Consider the following 20,750-nt stretch of genomic DNA (forward strand, 5'->3'; position numbering starts at 1 on the left):
GCCGCGTCTCGGTCTCCACGACGAACGAGGCGTACCAGTGGCCGAGGCTGTCGCGGTAGATGCGCACGACGCGGCACGGGCACGCGGGCGCACCGAGCATACCGACCGGTAGGGAGGCTGGGGAGGGGTCTGCGGCAGACGGCGGTCGGCGCCGGGGCCGCCCGGAGGCGCCGGGGCCGGGCGAGGGGCGCCGCCCGGTCAGTCCAGGACGCGCGCGAGGTACGCGTGCATCATCGCCCGGGTCTCGGCGACGATGTCGGGATCCCCGGCGGGGTCGGCCCGGAAGGCCAGCTGGACCAGCGCGTCGGTCGCCTCGACGGCCACCAGGACCGCCCGCCCGAGCGTGGCATCGGGTGTGAGGCCGAGGTGCGCGCAGAGGAGTTCGGCCAGGCGCGTGGCGACCAGGTGGTTGGGGTCGGCGGCCGGTCCCTCGGCGGGCGCGGGCACTCCGAAGTCGACGAGGGCGAAGCCGGGGACGCTGCGCTTCATGGCCAGGTATTCGTCCAGGACGGCGTCCACGACGGGCCGCCAGTGGGTGGCGGGCAGGATGGCGAGCCGCTCCTGGATTCCGTCGGCGTAGCGGTCGAGATTGCGGTGGGCCAGGGCCGTGGCCATGGCCCGCTTGTTGCCGAAGAAACGGTAGACCGAGCCGATGGGCACCCCGGCGCGCAGGGCGACGGCCCGGGTGCTGAGGTTCTCGTACCCGGTCTCGTCGAGGAGTTCGGCGCAGGCGTCGAGGATCCGGGCGAGGCGGTCGGCGCTGCGCTGCTGGACGGGGGTCCGGCGCAGGGAGTGGGCGGGAGGCACGAGGTCCATGATGCCCCTCCTGGCTTCTCGGTCCGGCGGTCCGGGGTCGGCGGTTCAGTTGAGCAGCAGGACGAGCCCGCCGATCGTGTACGTGATCATCAGGGCCAGCAGCGGCAGTTGCCCGGCAACGGCCTTGGCGGGCGGGAAGAGGCGTACGGAACGGTCGTGGGCGGCGATCACACCCAGTACGTGACCCGATACGACGGCGATGACCTGAAGGGCGGCGAGACCGCCGGAACCCAAGGGAGGACTGGGCTCGGACCCGTTGTCAGTGCCCACTGCCATGCTTACTGTGCGTGGTCCTTCGGTGACGAGGAGGGAGAAGTAGTGGGCGATGAGATAACCGAGTGCGATCGGTACGAGTGAGTGCGCGAAGGCGGTCAGGGGGCCGGGGTGCGGGCCGCTGACGAGGCGGGTGGCTGCCGCGCACAGGCAGTAGAGGGTGGCGACGAGGGCGATGGAACCGAGCAGTCCGAGCGTGGCCGTGGGGGTGCGGCCGAGGGGGGAGGTCTGAATGGCGTTGATCCAGGAGGGGTCGTCCGCATAGCCGTCGTAGGCGGTGGAGCCGAGAAGGACGCAGACGGTGGCGACGAGTCCGGGCCGCTCGGGCGTCGCGTCGAGTCCGTGGAAGGGGTTACGAAGAACCAGGCGGCCGTCGCTGCGGCGGCCGAGCGGCGACAGCCGGGCCAGGAGGTCGGAGTAGGCCTCGAAGGCGTCCGCGTCGGTGAACCAGCGCTCGCCGAAGCGGGCGGCGAGGAGCAGGTGCGCGGTGGCGTAGAGGGCGAGGGCGATGAGGAGGGTGGTGGTGGATGCGGGATCAGGTGCGACGAGTTCGAGCCAGGTGAAGCCGAACAGCCCGACGGCGGCGGGCCATTGGCCGACCCGGGCGGGCAGGGGGCGGCCGGGCCCGGGTCGGCGGCCCCGGGCACGGGCTCCGGCGAGGGTGAGCAGGCGGTGCAGGGTGCGCAGCGGGTTGAGCAGGCGCCAGACGGGGCCGAGGAGGAGGGAGGCGGGGACGAGTCCGACCCACAGCAGGACGTAGACGGCTCCCGGAGCGGGATTGCGGGCGGGATCGTCGGGACCGAGGAGGAGGTGGAGGAGTACGGCGAGGGCTGCGGCGAGGCCGAGCCCGCGCAGGGCGGTGCGGGTGGCCGGCGCGTCGGCCACCCGCTGGAGCCCGGCGGGAAGGGCCAGACCGGAGCGGTCGCCGCGGAAGCGGGAGACGGACCAGAGCAGGCCGAGTGTCAGAAAGGAGAGGAACAGTGCGGTGAAGGCTCCGGCGAAGGCGTAGAAGGGAGAGATCGGCAGATCGTGCTGGGAACCGATCCCGTGCGCGAGCAGGGTCGCCGGGTCGGGCGGGTGAAGGACCACGCCCTGGCCGGGCCCCGGGCCCGGCCCCGTCCCGCCGGCGGCCACCTGGCGCAGGGCCGCCGTACCTGCGCCGGGGGTCACCGTACGAGGAGCTGGGTCAGGACGAGGCGGGACTCGTGGGTCTCGACCTCGAAGAGGCCGGTGCGGTCCGCGGTCAGGACCAGGGTGGCCTCCTGGCCCGCGGCCAGGGCGAGTTCCTTGTCGTAGCCGTGGACGTGCAGGGTGTCCGGCCGGTCGCTGGTGACGCGCAGGGCGACCCGCTCGCCGCGCTTGACCTCGGTGCGGCCGGGGGCCGGCACCACCTTGCCGTCCCGGACGGCGAGGGTGACGGTCCGGTCGGCGTGCGGGGCTCCCGGCGGTGTCGGGGTTGTCGGGGGTGACGCCGTGTTGCCCGTCGGGGTGGGGGCGGGGTGGCTGTGGGCGGCCTGCCCCGGGGGGCCGGCCGACAGCGGGATGCCCGCCTCGACCGGCTTGCCGGTGACGGCCCAGGCGGTGTGGTCGTCCGCGTAGAGGCGGACGGTCAGGGTGTGCGCGCCCTCCGGTACCTGCGCCGCGGGCAGGTGGAACCAGGTGCCGTACACCCGGGCCAGCTTGCGGCCGTCCAGCTCCAGGTGGGCGTGGCCGGCGCCCGGGAGCGCGGCGCCGCCGGTGCTGTCGGGGGTGAAGCGGAAGTTGGTCACGGCCAGCTGGAGGTTCCAGCCGTCCTCGGAGTCGGGGCGGGCGGTGAGCCGCACCTCCGGCGCGCCCCGGGCCGGGACCTCGCGCAGGTGGTGACCGCTGCCGTCCTGGGCCGCCAGCAGGGTGCCCACCGCGCCGGAGGCCTGTTCGTGGGTGGTGCCGGGCTTGTGGTGGGTGGTGGCCCGGCCGCCGCAGCCGGTCGCCGCCCCGCCCGCGAGCAGCAGGAGAAGGGCCACTAGGGCCGCGGTGCGGGCGGTCCGGCGGGGCGGTCGGGCGGCGCGGGTGGGTGCCCCGCAGGCGTCGCACCGGATGCGGTCCTCAGGGAGAACGGTCACCGCGCACCTCCGGTGGGGGGACGGGCCACCGCCGGGGCGGGCGGGGGCGTCATGAGGCGGATCCCGCTGCGGGGTGGTCGGGCGTGGCCGCCACGCTCAGGGACGGGGAGGGGCCCGCCGGGACGGGGGCACGGTCGCCCGCCGGGTCGTCGTCGGGGCCGAAGGGGCGGGCCGGGGTGGCGGGGCCGGGTCGGGCCGCTGCGACGACGGCCCACAGCGTCCACACCACCACGACCAGGGCCCGTACCCAGGCGGGGCTCAGCGGGATCCAGGGGATCATCAGGACGGCCTTGTCGAAGGCGTCCAGCAGCGTCAGGGCCCCCAGGAGCAGGGTGAGGCGCGCCAGCCAGGGGCGTTCCGCCCGCAGGACCAGCCCCGCGCCGGTCCACCAGAGGCCGAGCAGGAGCAGGGCGAGCGCCGGGACGAAGGTGTCCACGAGGGGCATCGTGGAGCCGGCCACGTCCAGGGCCAGGCCGGCCAGGCCCAGCAGGGTTGCCACCGTGCCCAGCCGGGAGTGGCGCAGCCTGCGCCACCACAGCACCCCGCCGACGAGCAGCAGTACCGCCGCCACCGCCAGCGCGATCTGGGTCTCCACCCGCTCCAGGCCCCGGGCGCCGTACCAGTCGCAGCCCGCCGGGAGCTTGCGGGCCTGGACGCTGTAGTCCGCGCAGACCAGCAGCTGCGTGAGCTTCACCGGCTCGCCCACCAGGCGGGCCGAGGCGCCGGTGACGTCGCCGCGCGCGGTCCCGCACTGCGGCAGGGTGCCGGGGGTCGAGCCGTCGGGTCCGTCCTGCCAGCAGTTCCCCCTGCCCTGGCCGTCCCACCAGACGTCCGAGCCGTTGGGCCGGGAGGCGCCTGCCTGGTCCTTGCCGAGGATGTTGCCCGCGTAGCGGTTGTGGTGGGAGGTGTCGGCCTGCTTCGACCACTTCTCCTCGCCGCGGATGAAGGCCGGGACCGCGCTGAGGAAGAAGCCCGCGCGCCGGTGCCCGTACACCCAGTTGTTCTCGTAGAGGTTCCAGTTGCCGCCCGCGGTGATGATGCCGGTGCCGGGGGGCATGGAGATCTGCGGGCAGACCACTCCCCGCTCGTAGCCGCGCTCGACGGGCGGTTTGGCGCAGGTGCCGTCGGCGACGAAGCCGTAGTAGTCCTGGTTGTTGTCGTGGATCAGGTTCCGCTCGAACTTGGCGTGGTTCTGCGGGAGTCCGGGGTGTCCGGGGAAGGCGCTGTCCATCGAGGCGCCGCCCATGTTCTGGTCGAACTCGTTGTCGTGCACCCACACCGAGTCACCCGCGGTGCCGGAGTAGCCGACCATGTTGTGATGGCTGCGGCAGCCTGTGATCTCGATGGAGTAGCGGGGCACGTCGTAGCCGCGGCCCTCGTTGATGTTGGAGGCGCTGCCGGGGTAGATGCCGGAGTCGCCGTTGCCGTAGGACTCGCAGTTCTTGTAGAGCCCGTGGTCGCTGGCGAAGGTGAGGAAGCCGTATTCGTCGTTCCAGCGGGTCAGTACGTCGTCGATGACAAAGCCGTCGCCCGCGAGGACGTACAGCGAGTTGAAGGTGGTGCGCTGCGCCGTGAAGTTGCGGAAGTAGACGCCGTTGGACTGATCGGCGCGGATGCCGTTGAGTTTTTGGTACTTGGCGTCGATGACGACGTCCGTGCGGGCGGCGCCGGTGCCCTCGACCTGCAGGTTCGTCTTGCCGAGGATCGCGACGAGGTTCTGGTTGTGCCGGCAGCGGACCTGTTGCTCGTAGGACAGGATCTGGTAGCCGAGTGAGGAGTTGGGGGCCTTGAGTTCGGTGCACTCCCCCGTCGGCGGGGCGAGCGAGGGCTCCTCCTCGTAGAGGCCGGGGAGGATCGCGATGTTCATGCCCGGCCGGTCGACGGCGTCGACGGCCTGCTGGAGGTGGCGGTAGCCGCTGGTCTCGCAGCGCTCGTAGAGGGCGAGGTTGCGCTGCTTGAGTTCCGTGGGGAAGGCGGATACGCGGCGTTCGAAGGCCGCTCTGTCGGTCTTGCAGACGAGCAGGTCGGGCTCGGTCGCGCGGTACTGCGGTACGGATCCGGTGCCGTCGGGGAAGGTGACGGGGCGCTCCTCGTGGGCGCGGGCGGCGGGCGCGGCGGCGAGGAGGGACAGGAAGGCGAGGAGGGCGGCGAGGAGCGCCGCCGGCACGGCAGGGAACCTGCGGGTCCACGACATGCGCGAGAGAGTAGAGCAATGTTCATCTTTTGGGATCCCCCTCTGCGCGAATCCGACCGATGAAGCCTCCACGCCCCGTTCGGCCACGAGCCGCCGTTGACGCGAGGGCCACGGAATCCTACTGTCAGCCATAGGATTCCTTCGAGGAGTGGAGCAGCCCATGAGTGAGCAGGCCATGAGTGAGCAGGCCAGGAAGACGGCGCAGGCGCTGGAGTACCTCACCGGCTTCGGAAACGAGCACAGCTCGCAAGCCGTTCCAGGAGCACTGCCACTCGGCCGGAACTCACCCCAGCGCGCCGCACTCGGCCTCTACGCCGAGCAGCTCAGCGGCAGTGCCTTCACCGAGCCGCGCTCCCACAACCGCCGCTCCTGGCTCTACCGGATCCGCCCCTCGGCCGCGCACCCGCCCTTCACCCGCGTCGACAACGGCGCCCTGCGCACGGCGCCCTTCACCGAGGTACCCCCGGACCCCAACCGGCTGCGCTGGAACCCGCTGCCCGACCCGGCCCCCGGCACCGACTTCCTGGCCGGCCTCTGGACCCTGGGCGGCAACGGCGACGCCACCCAGCGCACCGGCATGGCCATCCACCTCTACGCCGCCAACACCCCGATGACGGACCGCGTGTTCAGCGACTCCGACGGCGAGCTGCTGATCGTCCCGGAGCGCGGCGGCCTGCTGCTGCGCACCGAGCTCGGCCTGCTGAGCGCCGGTCCGGGCGAGGTGGCGCTGATCCCGCGCGGGGTGCGCTTCCGCGTCGAGCCGCTGGACACCGGCGAAGGGGCCGCGCGCGGCTACGTCTGCGAGAACTACGGTCAGCCCTTCGAGCTGCCGGACCTCGGCCCGATCGGCGCCAACGGTCTCGCCGCCGCGCGCGACTTCCGGGCCCCGGTCGCCGCGTACGAGGACAGTGAGCGCCCGACCGAGGTGGTCAACAAGTTCTGCGGCAACCTCTGGTCCGCGACCTACGACCACTCCCCGCTCGATGTGGTGGCCTGGCACGGCACGCACGTCCCGTACGTCTACGACCTGCGCCGCTTCAACGTCCTGGGCTCGATCAGCTTCGACCACCCCGACCCGTCGATCTTCACGGTGCTGACCTCGCCCTCCGACACCCCGGGGCTCGCGGGCGTGGACTTCGTCGTCTTCGCCCCGCGCTGGCTGGTCGGCGAGGACACCTTCCGCCCGCCGTACTTCCACCGGAACGTCATGAGTGAGTACATGGGCCTGATCGAGGGCGCCTACGATGCCAAGGCCGAAGGCTTCGTGCCCGGCGGCGGCTCGCTGCACAACATGATGTCCGCCCACGGCCCGGACCGGGAGACCTTCGACCGGGCGAGCGCCGCGGAGCTGAAGCCGCAGAAGATCGAGGGCGGCCTGGCCTTCATGTTCGAGACCCGCTGGCCGATCACCGCCACCTCCCAGGCGGCTGACGCCGATCATCTGCAGCGCGGATACGACGACGTGTGGCAGGGTCTCCAGCGGCACTTCCGCGCCTGACCCCACCCCGCGACCCCGCCCCGCGACCCCACCCCGCGCCACCCTCGAAGCCCTGCCGGCCAGCCGTACGGAGAACCACCCGTGACCGCCTTCGCCCCCGACTCCCTGGTCCTGAACCGGAAGCTGCCGCTCTGGTACCAGGTGTCCCAGTCGTTGCGCGCCTCGATACTCGGGCGCACGCCGGACGCCTCGCTGCGCCTGCCGACCGAGGAGCAGCTCGCGGAGCACTACGGGGTGAGCGTGCTGACGATGCGCCAGGCCCTGAAGGAACTGGAGGCCGAGGGCCTGATCAGCCGGCACCGGCGGCGCGGCACCTTCATCGAGCCGGGCGCGCGGCGCGGGGCCCCGGTGCGGCTGCTGGGTTCGGTGGACGCGATCGTGGCCCAGCAGTCGGGTGAGCGTACGACGATTCTCGGCCGGGAACGGACGCCGGTGTCCGGGGAGCTGCTGGAGCACTTCCCGGACACGGCCGAGGTGGTCACGTACCGCAGGCTGCGCCACGACGGCGAGAGCGGCGAGCCCACGAACTGGGCGGAGAACGCGGTGCGCCCGGAGCTCGCCGAGGCGGTGGACCTCGACGATCTGGTGCGCTGGCCGATGACCAAGGTGCTGCGTGACGTGGTCGGCGTACGGATCAGCCGGATCACGGACACGGTCGAGGCGCGGCTCGCCGACCCGGTGACGGCCGAGCTGCTCCAGGTTCCGCTGCTGAGCCCGATCCTGCACTACACGGGCGTGACGTACGACGTGGACGGGCGGGTGGTCGATGTGGCCCGGATCCGCTACCGCGGTGACCGGTTCTCCTTCACGGTGACCGTCGACGCACCCTGAACCCGCGTCCGGCCTCGTCCTACTTCTTCTTGCGCTGCTCCTCCTCCGCGATGCGCTCGCCCTCCGCCTGCGAGGGGGTGGTGCGCGCCGTCTGGGGGTGCCGCTGCTGCTTCTGCTTCTCGTCCATGTCCTCTTCGAGCCGCTCGCCCTCGGCCTGCGACGGCGTCGAGTACTCGTCGTACTGACTCATGGCCCGCTCCTCGGTCGGTACGGGTACATACCGCGTGAATGCGTACATAAGGAGCGTAACGCTTCGGCCGGGACCCGGCCCGGCCCCGGCGACCCGTCGCTACCATCTGCCGGGTGAGCGCTGATGTACCGTCGCCGGACCCGCTGCTGGACGATCTCATGCCCTGGGCCGTGGGCGGCCTGCGCCTCGGCCGGGACTGGGTCGCGGCGCCCGATGCCGCCACCCTGCGCGCCCGCTGGACGGCGCTGACCGGCGCCGGAGGGTCCGAGCGGGAGCGGCTGTTCCGCCCCACCCGGGCCCGCACCCCCACGTCCGGCGCCGCCGCCCTGCCGGGGCAGCGCGGCGCCACGGCCCGGTTCGCCGATGCGCCCGGCCCCTTCCCGGACCCCGTACGGGTGCTCCACGCCCCCTTCGACGAGCAGTGGCTGCTGCCCGACCAGCGGCTCATCGACGCGGCCCGGCCGGAGCTGTGGCGGGTCCGGGACACGCGGCAGCTGTTCCTGGTGGAGGCCCCCGGCCCGCTGGTCACGGCCCACCTCCCGGCCGGCCGGCTCGGCAGGATCCGCCCGCTGCACCGGCGTCCGGGCGGAGCCGAGCCCAACGTCGCACCGGGCCTGCTCGCCCTGCTGGGCGCGCGGTACGGGGCCCGGGTCACCCCCGAGGACCTGCTGTGCTGGATCCTCACCGCGGGCAGGCCCGGACCCCGGGGCCACGAGGTCCCGCTCGCCGCCGACCCGGAACACTGGCGGGCCGGGCTGCGGCTGGGCCACCGGATGCTGACGGTCCAGCTGGGCGGGGCGCGCGGCGGGGAGCCGCCCCGGCTGCCGGGCGGGCGGCGGCCGTACGTCCGCTCGGCGGTCACGGCCTGGCCGCACGGGCTCTCGTACGACCCGGAGAGCGAGACCCTGACCCTCGGGGACGGGGTGCTCTCCCCCGTCCCGCCGGGCGCCTGGGCCTACGAGGCGCGGGGCGCGCGGGTACTGGAGGCCTGGTTCGCCGCCCGGGCGGCGCACCGCGATCCGCGGGCCGCGGGGCTGGAGGCGATCGGGCCCGGCGAGTGGCCGCAGGCCTGGACCTCGCAGCTGCTCGCCCTGGTGACGACCCTGGCGCTGCTGGCCGACCTGACCCCGGAGCGGACGGCGTTCACGCCCGGGCCGCTGCTGCCGGCCGCCGAGCTGGCCGCCGCCGGGGTGCTTCCGCCGCCGCGCTGGACCCGGCGGCCCGCATCCGTACTGGACCACCGGGAGGAGGGTCCGGGCGGCCAGTTCGCCCTGCTCTAGGCCCGGTCCCTACGAACCCCACGCCCCCAGCAGCCGCGACAGCGACCGGTCGAACACCGCGTCCATGTCCAGCCCCGCGCCGGGGACCGGATCGCCGGGGGTGAGCGCCGCCGCGAGGCGCGGGTACTGCCCCGTCGCCAGCCGCGAGCCGAGCCAGGCCGTCCGTACGCCCTGTTCGGCGGCCTCGCTCCAGGGCAGGGACCTGGCCCGTTCGGCCAGGGCCAGTTCGCCCGCGACGAACGCCGCCACCGAGCCGTTGACGGCCGCGATCAGCTCCAGCTTCTCGCTGTCCGCGACCTCCAGCGGCTCCAAGAGGGCCAGGCTGTGCTCCAGGTAGCGCAGGGCGTTCGGGCCGAAGCCGTAGACCGGGCTCAGCAGGCGGGGCAGCCAGGGGTGGCGGTGCATCAGCTCCCGCGTCCGGCGGGCCAGCGCGAGCAGGTCGGCCCGCCAGTCGCCGGTCGGCGGCGTGAGGTCGTACTCGCCGCTGACGGCGTCGACCATCAGCTCGTAGAGGTCCTCCTTGCGCGGGACGTAGTTGTACAGGGACATGGTCCCGGCACCGATTCCCGCCGCCACGCGCCGCATGGAGACGGCCTCGACGCCCTCCGCGTCGGCGATGCGCACGGCCTCGGCCGCGATCGAGTCGCGGCTGTGCGCGGGCCGTGGCCCGCGCCCGGCCCGCTGGGGGCGGGTCCAGATCACTTCGGGTTCAGCGGGTCGCCCGCCGGTTGTCATCGCTCGGATCACCTCGTCGTCTCGCCACCATCTTAGTTACGTACGCCGTACGTAGTCATGTAGGGTGCCGCACATGACAACTACGTACGCTGTACTTAGTGAGGGTCTGGAGAAGGAGTACGGGGAGGTACACGCCCTGCGCGGCCTCGACCTCGCCGTGCCCGAGGGCGCCGTCTGCGGCCTCCTCGGCCCCAACGGCGCGGGCAAGACCACCGCCGTACGGGTCCTGACCACCCTCACCACGCCCACCGGCGGCCGCGCCCTGGTCGCCGGACACGACGTGACCCGCGATCCGGCCACCGTGCGCCGCGCCATCGGGGTCACCGGCCAGTACGCCTCCGTCGACGGGGACCTGACCGGCCGCGAGAACCTCCGGCTCTTCGCCCGCCTCACGGGACTGCGCGGCCCGGCGGGGCGGGCCCGAGCCGACGAACTGCTGGAGCGCTTCGGGCTGGCCGAGGCCGCCGACCGGGTGGCCTCGACCTGGTCCGGTGGCATGCGCCGGCGCCTCGACCTGGCCGCCGGACTGATCACACGACCCCAGGTGCTGTTCCTGGACGAGCCCACGACCGGCCTGGACCCGGCGGCGCGCGAGCAGATCTGGGCGGCCGTGCGCGCCCTCGCCGACGAGGGCACCACCGTGCTGCTCACCACCCAGTACCTGGAGGAGGCGGACCGGCTCGCCGACGACATCGTGGTCGTCGACCAGGGGCGGGCCATCGCCACCGGCACCCCGGCCGAACTCAAGGGCCGCATCGGCTCCTACGCCGAGGTCACCGTCGCCGCCCGCGACGCCCTCGCGGGCGCGGCCGTCGTACTCGACCAGCTCACCGGCGGCAGGCCCGCCCTCGACGAGGTGCGGCTCACCGTGGGCGTGACCGTGCTCGACGCCGGGCTGACGCTGCCCCGCGTCATCCGCGAACTCGACGCGGCCGGGGTCCCGGTCACCGACGCGAGCCTGCGCCCGCCCACCCTCGACGAGGTGTTCCTGCGCCTCACCCAGGTCCGCGAGGCCGGACCCGACAAGGAGTACGCCGCATGAGCACCCTGCTGTCGGACGGCGGCGCCGTCCTCACCCGCCAGCTCCAGAAGGCCCGGCACGCCCCGGCCCTGCTGGTCCTCACCCAGACCATGCCGATCACCATGCTGCTGTTCTTCGGCTACGTGTTCGGCAGCGCGCTCGCCATGCCGGGCTCCGAGTACCGCGAGTTCCTGGTGCCCGGCCTGCTCGCCGCCACCGCCGCGAACGGCCTGATGACGGGTATGTTCACCGCCGCGCAGGACGCCCACCGCGGGGTGATGGACCGCTTCCGGACGCTGCCGATGAGCCGGACCGCCGTACCGCTGGGACAGACCGCCGCCGATCTGCTGACCACGGCGGTGTCGATGGTGCCCCTGATGCTGGTGGGGCTCCTGATGGGCTGGCGGATCGAGAACGGGCTGCCCGGCGCCCTGGGGGCGTTCGGGGTGCTGCTGCTGTTCCGCTTCGCCACCGCGTGGGTGGGCACGTACCTCGGACTGCTGAGCAAGAGCGAGGAGGCCGCCGGCCAGTTGGGCAGCGCCACGTTCATCCTGCCCCTGCTGTCCAGCGCCTACCTGCCGACCGCCGGGCTGCCCGGGTGGCTGCGCGCGGTCGCCGAGTGGAATCCGATCAGCGCGGTCGCCACCGCCGTACGGGAACTGTGCGGGAACACGGGGGCCGAAGCCGCGGCCGGCGCCGCCTGGCCCGCCGCGCATCCGGTCGCCGGGGCGCTGCTCTGGTCGGCGCTGCTCCTCGGCCTGTTCGTACCGCTGGCCACGCGCAGATTCGCGCGCGGCCAGGGCTGACGTACGACCACAAACCGCCCACGAAACGGAAGACTTGCGTCCAGTGTGGTGACAGGCCGGTATCCCGCGGGATAGGCATCGGTGTCATGGACACCGACACCGAGCCCCTCCCCCTTGCCGACATCACCGTCGTCGCCGTCGAACAGGCCGTCTCGGCCCCCTTCGCCACCCGCCAGCTCGCCGACCTCGGCGCCCGGGTGATCAAGGTCGAGCGCCCCGACGGCGGCGACTTCGCGCGCGCCTACGACACCACCGCCCACGGCCTGGCCTCGCACTTCGTATGGGCGAACCGCGGCAAGGAGTCCCTCACGCTCGACCTGAAGGACCCGCGCGGGCTCGACGTGCTGCACAGCCTGCTCGACGGCGCCGACGTCTTCGTCCAGAACCTCGCGCACGGGGCCGCCGCCCGCCTGGGGATCGACGCCGCCGCGCTCTGCGCCCGTTACCCCCGGCTGATCGCCGTCGACATCTCCGGCTACGGCGCCGAGGGCCCGTACGCCCACAAGCGGGCCTACGACATGCTCGTGCAGTGCGAGGCGGGGCTGGTGTCGGTGACCGGCACCCCGGAGCGGCCCGTGAAGGCTGGGATCCCGGCGGCCGACATCGCCGCGGCCATGTACGCCTTCTCGGGGGTGCTCGCCGCACTGCTGCGCCGCGGCACCACCGGACGCGGCGGCCCCGTCGAGGTCTCGATGCTGGACTCGCTCGCCGAGTGGATGGGGCACCCGCTGCACCACACCATGCACGGCGGGGAGCAGCCCGCGCGCACCGGCCTCGCGCACACGGTGATCGCGCCCTACGACGCCTACGCGACGGCCGACGGGGACCGCGTACTGCTGTCGGTGCAGAACGACCGCGAGTGGCAGCGCCTCGCGCGGCAGGTGCTGGAACGGCCCGAACTGGCCGAGGATCCCGCGTACGCGACGAACGCGGCCCGCACGCTGGGGCGGGAGAAGACCGACGCGGCGGTCGCCGAGGCGCTCGGCCGGCTCGGGGCGGACGAGGCGCTCGGCCGGCTGGAGGCGGCCGGGATCGCCTGCGCACGGCTGAACTCGGTGGCGGAGCTGGCCGGGCATCCGCAGCTGGCGGCGCGCGACCGCTGGCGGGAGGTGGATTCACCGGCGGGCCCGCTGCGCGCACTCCTGCCGCCGATCGGGCTGCCGGGAAGTGCGCGGCCGCGGATGGGAGCGGTGCCCGCCCTCGGCGAGCACACCGATGCCCTGCTGCGCGCCCTGGGGATGACGGGCGCGCGGATCACGGCACTGCGCCGGGACGGTGTGATCGCCTGAGGCCGGGAGGAACGCCATGAACGCCGCATGCTGACGAGGGCCGGGGTGCGGCCGGACCTGCCGGCCGCGCTACGGGGTGGGTTACGAGCGGCGGCTGCCGAAGAGCGTGCGCCGCAGCCTGCGCAGCGGTGCGAAGAGCGCGACGCGCGCACTCCGGCTCCGCTGGACGTGCGTGTGGTCGCGGGACGTGAGCTCGCGCATCAGCAGCGTCGCCTCGGCGGACTCGTGGTGCGGGACCGCGGGTCCACCCAGCACGGCGAGGTGGCGGTCGAGGCGCGAGCTGGTCGCGCCACTGCCGCAGGTAATGGCAGGCACGCGAGGCGGCCTGCTGCGCATTGCTATCTGTTCCATGTCTCTCCCCACCCGTACGAGGGCACCCGGCCCGGGCAGGGTAACCCTATCGTTCCCGTGACGCCCCCGGGTATCCCGGTGGTGTGAATTGCCCCTGTGTTTACGGGTAGTTGACGATTACTCAGCGCAGTCGACCGTCACTCTCCGCATCAATGCGCCCACTTGGGGAGCCGCGCGGAGAGCGGCGTCGCGACAGGGGTCAGTCGGCGCCCGCTGCGCTAACTTGGAGTGATCGCCCGGTGACGTACGTGGGGGGTTCGCGTGAGTGGGAACGTGGGTCGGGACGCGGGCGGGGACGCGGCCGGGGAATCGGGGGCCGAGCGGGTCATCGCCGGCCGCTACCGGCTGCTCGGGCCGCTCGGCCGCGGCGGCATGGGCATCGTGTGGCGGGCCCGGGACGAGGTGCTGGGCCGCGAGGTCGCCGTCAAGGAGGTGCGCGCGCCCGCCGGGATGGACGCCGCCGAGGTGGGCCGAATGTACCGGCGGCTGGAGCGCGAGGCCTGGGCCGCGGCCCGCGTTTCGCACCGCGGGGTCGTCACGGTGTACGACGTGGCGAGCGAGGAGGGCCGGCCCTGGATCGTGATGGAGCTGGTGCGCGGACTCTCCCTGGCGGAAGTGCTGGAGGGCGAGGGCCCCATGACCCCGCAGCGGGCGGCACACATCGGCGAACAGGTGCTGGCGGCGCTGCGCTCGGCGCACGAGGCGGGGGTGCTCCACCGTGACGTCAAGCCCGCCAACGTACTGATCGCCAATGACGGACGGGTGGTGCTGAGCGACTTCGGGATCGCGAGCCTGGAGGGCTCCTCGGCGATCACGTTGACCGGCGAGGTGGTCGGCTCCCCCGAATTCCTCGCTCCCGAACGGGCGTTGGGGCACGACCCGGGCCCGGAGTCGGACCTGTGGTCGCTCGGGGTGATGCTGTACGCGGCCGTGGAGGGCGTCTCGCCCTTCCGGCAGGACACCCCGCTGGCCACGCTTCAGGCCGTGGTGGACGGGGAGTTGCCGCCACCGCGCCGGGCCGGTCCGCTGGAGCCCGTACTGGAGGGGCTGCTGCGCAAGGACCCGGACGTACGGCTGCCCGCGGCCGAGGCCGCCCGGATGCTGCGGATCATCGGGGCGGGCGGGACCGTACGGGCGTCCGGCGGGCCGGTGTCGGGTCCGCACTCCCCGACGGTCGGCGCGCACCGGCACGGACAGGAGCGGGACGCCGGCCCGTACGGAGCGACCCCGCCGATGCCGATGCCCATGCCGGCGGCCGGGCCGCCTCCACCCTCGCCTCCGCCGCCGCGGCAGGGGCGAGCCGGGGTGGTGCTGACCCTCGGGATCGTCTTCCTCCTGCTGGCGATCGCCGCTCTGGGGTGGCTGCTGCTGAAGGACCGCCGGGGCGCGGGCGGCTCCGGGGCGCCCGCCGCGAGCCCTTCCGCACCGCTCTCCACCTCCCCTTCCGTATCCCCGTCGGTGTCGGCCTCGACCTCGGTCACGGTCTCGGTCACGGTCACGGCTTCCGCTTCGGCCTCGCCCGCGCAGAGCGTCACCGTGTACGCCCACGCCCTGCGCGACACCTACAGCGGAAGCTGCCCGCCGCCCGCCGTCGGCGCGCCCTCCTTCACCGGCACGCTGGAGGTGGCCCGTACGCCCGCCGTGCTGGAGTACCGCTGGGCCACGCGCGGCGGCGAGGCCTCCGGGCCGGGCTGGCAGAGCCTCACGTACGAGGCGGAGGGACCGAAGACCCGCCAGGTGCTCCACACCGAACTCGGCCACCAGGCGGGAGCGACGCGCGCCGACGCCGTCAGGCTGGAGGTGCGGCAGCCGGTGCGGACGGCTTCGCCCTGGCTGGAGTTCTCCGTGACGTGCGAGAAGGAGACCCCGACGGGCGGGGCCTCCTCCCCTGGTGCGCCGAGCTCGCCGGGCCCGACGACGACGCCGCCGCCGAGCCCGGCCACCGCTCAATAGGCCGCGGCTCAGGCCTTGCTGGTGAAGACCGGCAGGTAGCCCCCGGACTGTCCGGCGGCGGTGGGGTGGTACGACTCGCCGATGTTGAGCCAGTTGACGCTGTGCAGCCAGGCGTCGCCGGAGCAGATCTCGTGCCCGGTGAAGGCTCCGGCGACCGAGGCGAAGACGAAGCCGTGGTCGGCGGCACGCTTGGCGATGGCGGCGTTGAGGTGGTCGGCCGCGCCGTTGATGGCGGAGCGTTCACCCTCGGTGAGACCGGCGGTGCAGGTGCCGTTCAGCTTGTAGAAGCGGGGATAGCCGATGACGACCACCTTGGCGGCCGGTGCGCGGCCGTCGATCGCGTTGTAGACCTGGTCGAGCTGGCCCGGGAGGGTGGAGTCGACGTACGCCTTGGCCTGGTTGACGCGGTTGACGCAGGTGGACTCGGACTGGAGCACACAGGTCGTCATGACGTCGGAGAATCCGGCGTCGTTGCCGCCGACGGTGATGCTGACGAGGTCGGTGCCGGAGTTCAGCGGGGCGAGCTGATTGGCCAGTACGTCACCGGTACGGGCGCCCGAGCACGCGGTGAAGGAGAAGGTCTGCGGGGCGTGGGCGGCGGCCCACAGGGCCGGGTAGGCCCGAGTGGTGCGTTTGCAGTTGCCGCTTCCGCTGTCGTAGTTGCCGGCGCCGACGCCGGAGGAGTACGAGTCGCCGAGGGCGACGTAGCCGAAGTCGGCCTGGGCGGCGGCGGACGCCTGGCCCGCGCCGAACAGGGCGGCTCCCGCGGCGAGTAACAGGGAGGAGGTCAGGGCTGCGAAACGCGACAGCTTCATGCTCATGGGTGCGGCTCCTTGTGGGGGGTTACTCCTGAGTTCTTGGTACAAGGAGCCGGAGGTTTCTGGAAGTGTTCATGCCAAGAATGTTCCGGGCAGGTTACGCCGGGAATCTTCACTCGCGATGTGTTTGAAGAGGGAACCCGGCCACCCGATCCGGCGAAACAGGCGTGCACGGGGGCAGTTCGTGCCGGATCATGGGCGCCATGCCAGCAGACCCGCATGACGCACTGCCGATCCGGCTCAATATCGACGACAGTGACTCACCATCGGATGTCGTCGACGCGCTGTTCCTCGGCCGGTTCGCCTCCGGCGAGCAGCCGTACTCGCAGAGCGTCACGATCGAGCGGGTGAAGCCGGAAGCGACCCTGCTGCCGGCCGGGGCGACGGTGCTGCGCTCGGCGCGCGACAGCGACCGCAGCGCCACGCTCGCCGCCGGCCAGGACTGGACGCTGCTCGTCTCGCGCTGGAGCCGGGGCGCCGACGTGACCGTGACGGCGGTCAGCGACGAACTGGCCGCCCTGGTCCTCGAAGAGGCCACGGACGGGGCGCAGGACGAACCCGAACCCCAGCCGGAAAACGTCACGATGGGCTTCTGGTACGTCTCCCCGCGCCGCGGCCCCTACCGCACGACCCGGCAGATCTCCGCGGGCACCTGGCCCGAGGTGCGGCCCAACTACACCGCGCCGGTGGCCGCGGCGATGGACCGGCTGATGAAGGTCACCCCCGACGACATCGCGGGCCGGCTGCTCCTGCTGCACGGGCCGCCGGGAACGGGCAAGACCTCGGCGCTGCGCACGCTGGCCCGGTCCTGGCGGGACTGGTGTCAGGTGGACTGTGTCCTGGACCCCGAGCGGCTGTTCAACGACGTGGGCTACCTGATGGACATCGCGATCGGCGAGGACGAGGGCACGGCGAAGGGCCGCTGGCGGCTGCTGCTGCTGGAGGACTGCGACGAGCTGATCCGCGGGGAGGCCCGCCACACGGCGGGCCAGGCCCTGTCCCGTCTGCTGAACCTGACGGACGGACTGCTGGGCCAGGGCCGCAACGTCCTGGTCGGCGTCACCACCAACGAGGACCTCGAACGCCTCCATCCGGCGGTGGTCCGCCCGGGGCGCTGCCTGGCCCGCATCGAGGTCGGCCGGCTGACCCACCCGGAGGCGGTGGACTGGCTCGGCACGGACGAGGGCGTCTCCCGCGAGGGCGCCACCCTGGCCGAGCTCTTCGCCCTCAGGCGGGGCACGGGCCCGGCGGCGGTCCTGCCGCCGCAGCCGCACAACGCCGAGGCGGGCCTGTATCTCTGACCTCTGACCTCTGACCTCCGGCATGGCGGCTACCGGTGACCTCCGGCATGGCGGCTACCGGCCGGCCGCGTACCGGGCCCGGAGGGCTTCCGCCGCCGCGGCCAGCGCCTGGTCCCGCGTCAGGCCGAGGCGGTGCGCGCGTTCCGCGTACGCCTGGGCCGCCGCCGCGGCCTCCCGGGAGGCGCCCTCGCCCGCCGCCGCGATGAAGGTGCCGTGGCGGCCCCGGGTCTCGATCACGCCGTCGGCCTCCAGCGCCCGGTACGCCTTCGCGACGGTATTGGCGGCCAGCCCCAGCTCCTCCGCGAGGCCGCGCACGGTGGGCAGTTTGAAGCCCGCCGGCAGTTTCCCCGACCGGGCCCGGTCGGCGATCTGGGCGCGCAGCTGCTCGTACGGGGCGGCCGAGCCGGTCGAGCCGTCGATGGTGATCTTCAGGTTCGTCGAGGTCACGCGGCCGATTCTCCCCCATCGCCGGGTAATTCGGAGGCGGCGCCGGCACTCCCGCCCGTAGCGTCGGACGCATGACCGTATCGATCCGCGACGTCCGCCCGGCCGACCTGCCGGACGCGGACTCCGTCGTCCGGGTGCGCCGGGCGGCGCTGCCCTTCCTGATCACCACTGCCGCGGGCGTGATGCACGAGCTGGCCTCCGCCCGTCCCGCCGCCCGCCGCCGCGTCCTCCTCGCCGAGACCGCGGACGGCCGGGCCGTCGGCACCGCCGAGCTGGGCCTCGCTCACGACAGCCGCGAGCCCGGTCAGGCGTACGTCAACCTCTACGTCGACCCCGCGCACCGGGGTCTCGGCGCCGGCACCGGCCTGCTGCGCGTGGCCGAGGAGTACCTCGTGGCCGCGGGCGCGGTGGACACGTACGCCTGGGTGCTGGACGAGCCCGCCCACCGTGCCTTCGCCGAGCGGCACGGCTACCGTCCCAGCCGCTCCGCGCACTTCCTGCGCCTCGACCTGGCCACCGGCCCGCTGCCGCCGCTCCCCCCGCCGGCGGAACTGCCCGCCGGCGTGGAACTGCGTCCCGGCAGCGCCTTCGCCGCCGACCCGCGCCCGCTGTACGAGGCCGACGCGGAGGCGACGGCCGACGAACCGGGCGACGTACCGGTGGAACTGGACGACTACGAGGACTGGCTCAGCGGTGTCTGGCACAGCCCGACCCTCGACCACGAACTGACCACGGTCGTTCTCGTCGACGGGGTTGTGGCCGCCTTCTCGGCCGCGCGGACCGACGGCGTCGCCCGCTATTCGTCGGCGATGACCGGCACCCTGCGGGCCTTCCGCGGCCGCGGGCTGGCCAAGCTGGCGAAGACCGACTCCCTGCACCGGGCCCGCGCGGCCGGGTACACCGAGGCGTTCACCGGAAACGACACCGGGAACGAGCCGATGCTCGCCGTCAACAAGTGGTTCGGATACGAGGTCTGCGCGACCGAGACGCGCTTTTTGAAGAGGCAAGGGGAAACGCGATGACCACCCGATGGACCGTCACCCTCACCAAGGCGGGCCGCGTCAAGATCCGCTATCCCGCGGCACAGGTGGCCGACGACGGGGACCGGATCTCCGTGACGGCCCCCTGGGCGGCCGGGGACGTACGGGACTTCGGCTTCGTGCGCTTCGAGCCGGGTGACGTGTTCACCGAGCACTTCTGGCGGACGCGCTGGTATGCGGTCAAGGAGGTGCGGACCGGCGAAGGCGTCCTCAAGGGGTGGTACTGCGATGTCACACGTCCCGTTGTAGTACGCAATGGCGAGATCTTCGTCGAGGACCTGGACCTCGACCTGTGGGTGTCCGCGGACGGGTCGTCCGTCCTGCGGCTGGACGAGGACGAGTTCGCGGAGAGCGGCCTCGCCACGTCCGATCCCGAGGCCGCCGCCCAGGCCGTACGGGCGCTCGACGCGCTGGACGACCAGGCCAGGACCCCGGCCGGCCTGGCCGCGCTGCTCCCGTAGGACCGGTCTGCCTGTGGGCCCGCTTAGTGGTTCCTTAAGCGCACCCTAAGGATCCGCTCCGGGGGCCCCGATGGGGCGGAACCCGTGGTCGGGGCGGCTAGCTTGGCTGAGCCAGCGGAGGGCCGGGAACGGCGCCGCCGGGGGGCGGCGCCGCACCGCCCTTGCCGCTGGCGCATCCCTGCTCGCGCCCGAAGGAGTTCCACCCAATGCCCGCACACCGCACCGCCACCCGCATCGCCGTCGCCGGTCTCGCGCCGCTCGCGCTGGCCGCGTACGCCGTCACCCCGGCGGCCGCCCACGGTTCGATGACGGACCCGGTCAGCCGGGTGGCGGCCTGTTACGCGGAGGGTCCGGAGTCGCCGAAGTCGGCGGCGTGCAAGGCGGCCGTCGCCGCGAGCGGGGTGCAGGCGTTCTACGACTGGAACGCGGTGAACATCGCCAACGCCGCCGGCCAGAGCAAGTCCCTGATCCCGGACGGGCAGCTGTGCTCGGCGGGCAACGGCAAGTACAAGGGGCTGGACCTGGCCCGCGCCGACTGGCCGGCCGGCCCGATGACGGCCGGGTCGCACACCTTCCGCTACAAGGGCACCGCCCCCCACAAGGGCTCCTTCGAGCTGTACGTGACGAAGGACGGCTACGACCCGACGAAGCCGCTGAAGTGGTCGGACCTGGAGCCCGCGCCGTTCGTGAAGGTCACCGACCCGGGCATGCGGAACGGTGACTACGTCTTCAGCGGCACCGTCCCGAACAAGAGCGGCCGCCACCTGATCTACAGCATCTGGCAGCGCTCGGACAGCCCTGAGGCCTTCTACACGTGCTCCGACGTCGTCTTCGGCAAGGACGACGGCGGTACGGGCACCACGCCGAGCGCCAAGCCCAGCACGCGGCCCGACGCCTCCGCGAAGCCCGGCGCGAAGCCCTCGGAACAGCCCAAGGCACCGACCGGACAGCAGATCGCCGACGGCACGGGCAAGTCCTCGGTGGAGCACAACGGCCACGGGGACAACGACCCGAAGACGAACGGCAAGACCGCCGCGTCCGCGGTCTCGGCCCCGGCCTCCTCGCCGTCCCCGGCGGGCGACAAGGGCGCCAACCTCGCGGAGACGGGCGGCAGCGGCACGACCCCGGCGATCGCGATCGCCGGGGCCGGTGTCCTGGGTGTCGGGGCGGCCGTGCTCTTCGCCCTGGCCCGCCGCCGGACGACCGAGGGCACCTCCCAGCGGTAGCTGGGGCAGGGCCGTCACGGCCGCTAGGGAGTGTCGTCAAAGTAGCTCCGGCCGCCCGAAGGGCGGGGCCGGTGGGGCCTGGTGCGTGCGATCGCAAGGCGGAGGAGGGAGTCGACGC

General features: G+C 73.3%; 20 protein-coding genes. 11 read left to right on the forward strand and 9 right to left on the reverse strand.

Annotated features, from left to right (window positions below):
- Positions 1-198: 198 nt before the first annotated feature.
- The 4 genes from ACWDYJ_RS32945 to ACWDYJ_RS32960 form a co-directional block, all read right to left on the reverse strand.
- Positions 199-816 carry a TetR/AcrR family transcriptional regulator gene (locus ACWDYJ_RS32945; protein WP_451569275.1) on the reverse strand — a complete coding sequence of 206 codons (618 nt, stop codon included), beginning with the start codon at positions 814-816 and terminating at the stop codon, positions 199-201.
- Positions 817-861: 45 nt separating this feature from the next.
- Entirely contained in the window at positions 862-2,178 is a 1,317-nt protein-coding gene (locus ACWDYJ_RS32950) for a hypothetical protein (RefSeq protein WP_451569290.1), read from the reverse strand.
- 77 nt (positions 2,179-2,255) lie between these two features.
- Positions 2,256-3,092, reverse strand: a complete 837-nt coding sequence (locus tag ACWDYJ_RS32955) for a hypothetical protein (protein WP_451569291.1) — start codon at positions 3,090-3,092, stop codon at positions 2,256-2,258.
- A gap of 148 nt (positions 3,093-3,240) precedes the next feature.
- Positions 3,241-5,385 carry a right-handed parallel beta-helix repeat-containing protein gene (locus ACWDYJ_RS32960; protein WP_451569276.1) on the reverse strand — a complete coding sequence of 715 codons (2,145 nt, stop codon included), beginning with the start codon at positions 5,383-5,385 and terminating at the stop codon, positions 3,241-3,243.
- A gap of 175 nt (positions 5,386-5,560) precedes the next feature.
- Here ACWDYJ_RS32960 and hmgA point away from each other — a divergent pair, with 175 nt between their 5' ends.
- Positions 5,561-6,883, forward strand: a complete 1,323-nt coding sequence (gene hmgA, locus ACWDYJ_RS32965) for a homogentisate 1,2-dioxygenase (protein WP_451569292.1) — start codon at positions 5,561-5,563, stop codon at positions 6,881-6,883.
- A gap of 81 nt (positions 6,884-6,964) precedes the next feature.
- Positions 6,965-7,714, forward strand: coding sequence for a GntR family transcriptional regulator (locus ACWDYJ_RS32970; RefSeq protein ID WP_451569277.1), 750 nt, complete (start codon positions 6,965-6,967; stop codon positions 7,712-7,714).
- A 19-nt stretch (positions 7,715-7,733) separates the two neighbouring features.
- Here ACWDYJ_RS32970 and ACWDYJ_RS32975 read toward each other — a convergent pair whose 3' ends face one another.
- Positions 7,734-7,904 (reverse strand): hypothetical protein, encoded by a 171-nt coding sequence (locus tag ACWDYJ_RS32975; protein WP_451569278.1) that lies wholly within the window; start codon positions 7,902-7,904, stop codon positions 7,734-7,736.
- 158 nt (positions 7,905-8,062) lie between these two features.
- Between ACWDYJ_RS32975 and ACWDYJ_RS32980 the strand changes: the two genes are divergently transcribed.
- On the forward strand, positions 8,063-9,184 hold the full coding sequence (locus ACWDYJ_RS32980; RefSeq protein WP_451569293.1) for a type ISP restriction/modification enzyme: 1,122 nt from the start codon (positions 8,063-8,065) through the stop codon (positions 9,182-9,184).
- Between the two features lie 9 nt (positions 9,185-9,193).
- Here the strand turns inward: ACWDYJ_RS32980 and ACWDYJ_RS32985 are convergent, their stop codons facing one another.
- Entirely contained in the window at positions 9,194-9,919 is a 726-nt protein-coding gene (locus ACWDYJ_RS32985; RefSeq protein WP_451569279.1) for a TetR/AcrR family transcriptional regulator, read from the reverse strand.
- A 73-nt stretch (positions 9,920-9,992) separates the two neighbouring features.
- Here ACWDYJ_RS32985 and ACWDYJ_RS32990 point away from each other — a divergent pair, with 73 nt between their 5' ends.
- The 3 genes from ACWDYJ_RS32990 (at position 9,993) to ACWDYJ_RS33000 (ending at position 13,035) form a co-directional block, all read left to right on the forward strand.
- Positions 9,993-10,961, forward strand: coding sequence for an ATP-binding cassette domain-containing protein (locus ACWDYJ_RS32990; RefSeq protein ID WP_451569280.1), 969 nt, complete (start codon positions 9,993-9,995; stop codon positions 10,959-10,961).
- Positions 10,958-11,746 carry an ABC transporter permease gene (locus ACWDYJ_RS32995; protein ID WP_451569281.1) on the forward strand — a complete coding sequence of 263 codons (789 nt, stop codon included), beginning with the start codon at positions 10,958-10,960 and terminating at the stop codon, positions 11,744-11,746. The genes ACWDYJ_RS32990 and ACWDYJ_RS32995 overlap by 4 nt, the downstream gene beginning before the upstream one ends.
- 86 nt (positions 11,747-11,832) lie before the next feature.
- The gene (locus ACWDYJ_RS33000) at positions 11,833-13,035 is read left to right on the forward strand and encodes a CaiB/BaiF CoA transferase family protein (RefSeq protein WP_451569282.1); all 1,203 of its coding nucleotides are present in this window, start codon (positions 11,833-11,835) and stop codon (positions 13,033-13,035) included.
- Between the two features lie 81 nt (positions 13,036-13,116).
- Here ACWDYJ_RS33000 and ACWDYJ_RS33005 read toward each other — a convergent pair whose 3' ends face one another.
- The gene (locus ACWDYJ_RS33005; protein ID WP_451569283.1) at positions 13,117-13,386 is read right to left on the reverse strand and encodes a hypothetical protein; all 270 of its coding nucleotides are present in this window, start codon (positions 13,384-13,386) and stop codon (positions 13,117-13,119) included.
- A gap of 261 nt (positions 13,387-13,647) precedes the next feature.
- Between ACWDYJ_RS33005 and ACWDYJ_RS33010 the strand changes: the two genes are divergently transcribed.
- Positions 13,648-15,339: a serine/threonine-protein kinase gene (locus ACWDYJ_RS33010; protein ID WP_451569284.1), complete on the forward strand. Its 1,692-nt coding sequence runs from the start codon at positions 13,648-13,650 to the stop codon at positions 15,337-15,339.
- Positions 15,340-15,347: 8 nt separating this feature from the next.
- On the opposite strand, the gene ACWDYJ_RS33015 is transcribed toward ACWDYJ_RS33010, so the two are convergent.
- Complete coding sequence (locus ACWDYJ_RS33015; protein WP_451569294.1) at positions 15,348-16,154, reverse strand: SGNH/GDSL hydrolase family protein; 807 nt, start codon at positions 16,152-16,154, stop codon at positions 15,348-15,350.
- A 206-nt stretch (positions 16,155-16,360) separates the two neighbouring features.
- Here ACWDYJ_RS33015 and ACWDYJ_RS33020 point away from each other — a divergent pair, with 206 nt between their 5' ends.
- The gene (locus ACWDYJ_RS33020; RefSeq protein WP_451569285.1) at positions 16,361-17,458 is read left to right on the forward strand and encodes a DUF5925 domain-containing protein; all 1,098 of its coding nucleotides are present in this window, start codon (positions 16,361-16,363) and stop codon (positions 17,456-17,458) included.
- 54 nt (positions 17,459-17,512) lie between these two features.
- On the opposite strand, the gene ACWDYJ_RS33025 is transcribed toward ACWDYJ_RS33020, so the two are convergent.
- The gene (locus ACWDYJ_RS33025) at positions 17,513-17,905 is read right to left on the reverse strand and encodes a GntR family transcriptional regulator (RefSeq protein WP_451569286.1); all 393 of its coding nucleotides are present in this window, start codon (positions 17,903-17,905) and stop codon (positions 17,513-17,515) included.
- Positions 17,906-17,976: 71 nt separating this feature from the next.
- Between ACWDYJ_RS33025 and ACWDYJ_RS33030 the strand changes: the two genes are divergently transcribed.
- The 3 genes from ACWDYJ_RS33030 (at position 17,977) to ACWDYJ_RS33040 (ending at position 20,632) form a co-directional block, all read left to right on the forward strand.
- Entirely contained in the window at positions 17,977-18,927 is a 951-nt protein-coding gene (locus ACWDYJ_RS33030) for an N-acetyltransferase family protein (protein WP_451569287.1), read from the forward strand.
- Entirely contained in the window at positions 18,924-19,406 is a 483-nt protein-coding gene (locus ACWDYJ_RS33035) for a DUF402 domain-containing protein (protein WP_451569288.1), read from the forward strand. Before ACWDYJ_RS33030 ends, ACWDYJ_RS33035 begins: the two co-directional genes overlap by 4 nt.
- A gap of 206 nt (positions 19,407-19,612) precedes the next feature.
- Positions 19,613-20,632 (forward strand): lytic polysaccharide monooxygenase, encoded by a 1,020-nt coding sequence (locus tag ACWDYJ_RS33040; RefSeq protein WP_451569289.1) that lies wholly within the window; start codon positions 19,613-19,615, stop codon positions 20,630-20,632.
- Positions 20,633-20,750 lie beyond the last annotated feature (118 nt).

This window comes from Streptomyces sp. NPDC003042 (genome assembly GCF_053591315.1).

What these genes read in the sequence shown, in the direction of transcription:
- ACWDYJ_RS32945 (WP_451569275.1), bottom strand. Translation starts at nt 816, where the DNA reads ATGGACCTCGTGCCTCCCGCCCACTCCCTGCGCCGGACCCCCGTCCAG.
- ACWDYJ_RS32960 (WP_451569276.1), bottom strand. Translation starts at nt 5,385, where the DNA reads ATGTCGTGGACCCGCAGGTTCCCTGCCGTGCCGGCGGCGCTCCTCGCC.
- hmgA (WP_451569292.1), top strand. Translation starts at nt 5,561, where the DNA reads ATGAGTGAGCAGGCCAGGAAGACGGCGCAGGCGCTGGAGTACCTCACC.
- ACWDYJ_RS32975 (WP_451569278.1), bottom strand. Translation starts at nt 7,904, where the DNA reads ATGAGTCAGTACGACGAGTACTCGACGCCGTCGCAGGCCGAGGGCGAG.
- ACWDYJ_RS32980 (WP_451569293.1), top strand. Translation starts at nt 8,063, where the DNA reads ATGCCCTGGGCCGTGGGCGGCCTGCGCCTCGGCCGGGACTGGGTCGCG.
- ACWDYJ_RS32985 (WP_451569279.1), bottom strand. Translation starts at nt 9,919, where the DNA reads ATGACAACCGGCGGGCGACCCGCTGAACCCGAAGTGATCTGGACCCGC.
- ACWDYJ_RS32990 (WP_451569280.1), top strand. Translation starts at nt 9,993, where the DNA reads ATGACAACTACGTACGCTGTACTTAGTGAGGGTCTGGAGAAGGAGTAC.
- ACWDYJ_RS32995 (WP_451569281.1), top strand. Translation starts at nt 10,958, where the DNA reads ATGAGCACCCTGCTGTCGGACGGCGGCGCCGTCCTCACCCGCCAGCTC.
- ACWDYJ_RS33000 (WP_451569282.1), top strand. Translation starts at nt 11,833, where the DNA reads ATGGACACCGACACCGAGCCCCTCCCCCTTGCCGACATCACCGTCGTC.
- ACWDYJ_RS33005 (WP_451569283.1), bottom strand. Translation starts at nt 13,386, where the DNA reads ATGGAACAGATAGCAATGCGCAGCAGGCCGCCTCGCGTGCCTGCCATT.
- ACWDYJ_RS33015 (WP_451569294.1), bottom strand. Translation starts at nt 16,154, where the DNA reads ATGAAGCTGTCGCGTTTCGCAGCCCTGACCTCCTCCCTGTTACTCGCC.
- ACWDYJ_RS33020 (WP_451569285.1), top strand. Translation starts at nt 16,361, where the DNA reads ATGCCAGCAGACCCGCATGACGCACTGCCGATCCGGCTCAATATCGAC.
- ACWDYJ_RS33030 (WP_451569287.1), top strand. Translation starts at nt 17,977, where the DNA reads ATGACCGTATCGATCCGCGACGTCCGCCCGGCCGACCTGCCGGACGCG.
- ACWDYJ_RS33035 (WP_451569288.1), top strand. Translation starts at nt 18,924, where the DNA reads ATGACCACCCGATGGACCGTCACCCTCACCAAGGCGGGCCGCGTCAAG.
- ACWDYJ_RS33040 (WP_451569289.1), top strand. Translation starts at nt 19,613, where the DNA reads ATGCCCGCACACCGCACCGCCACCCGCATCGCCGTCGCCGGTCTCGCG.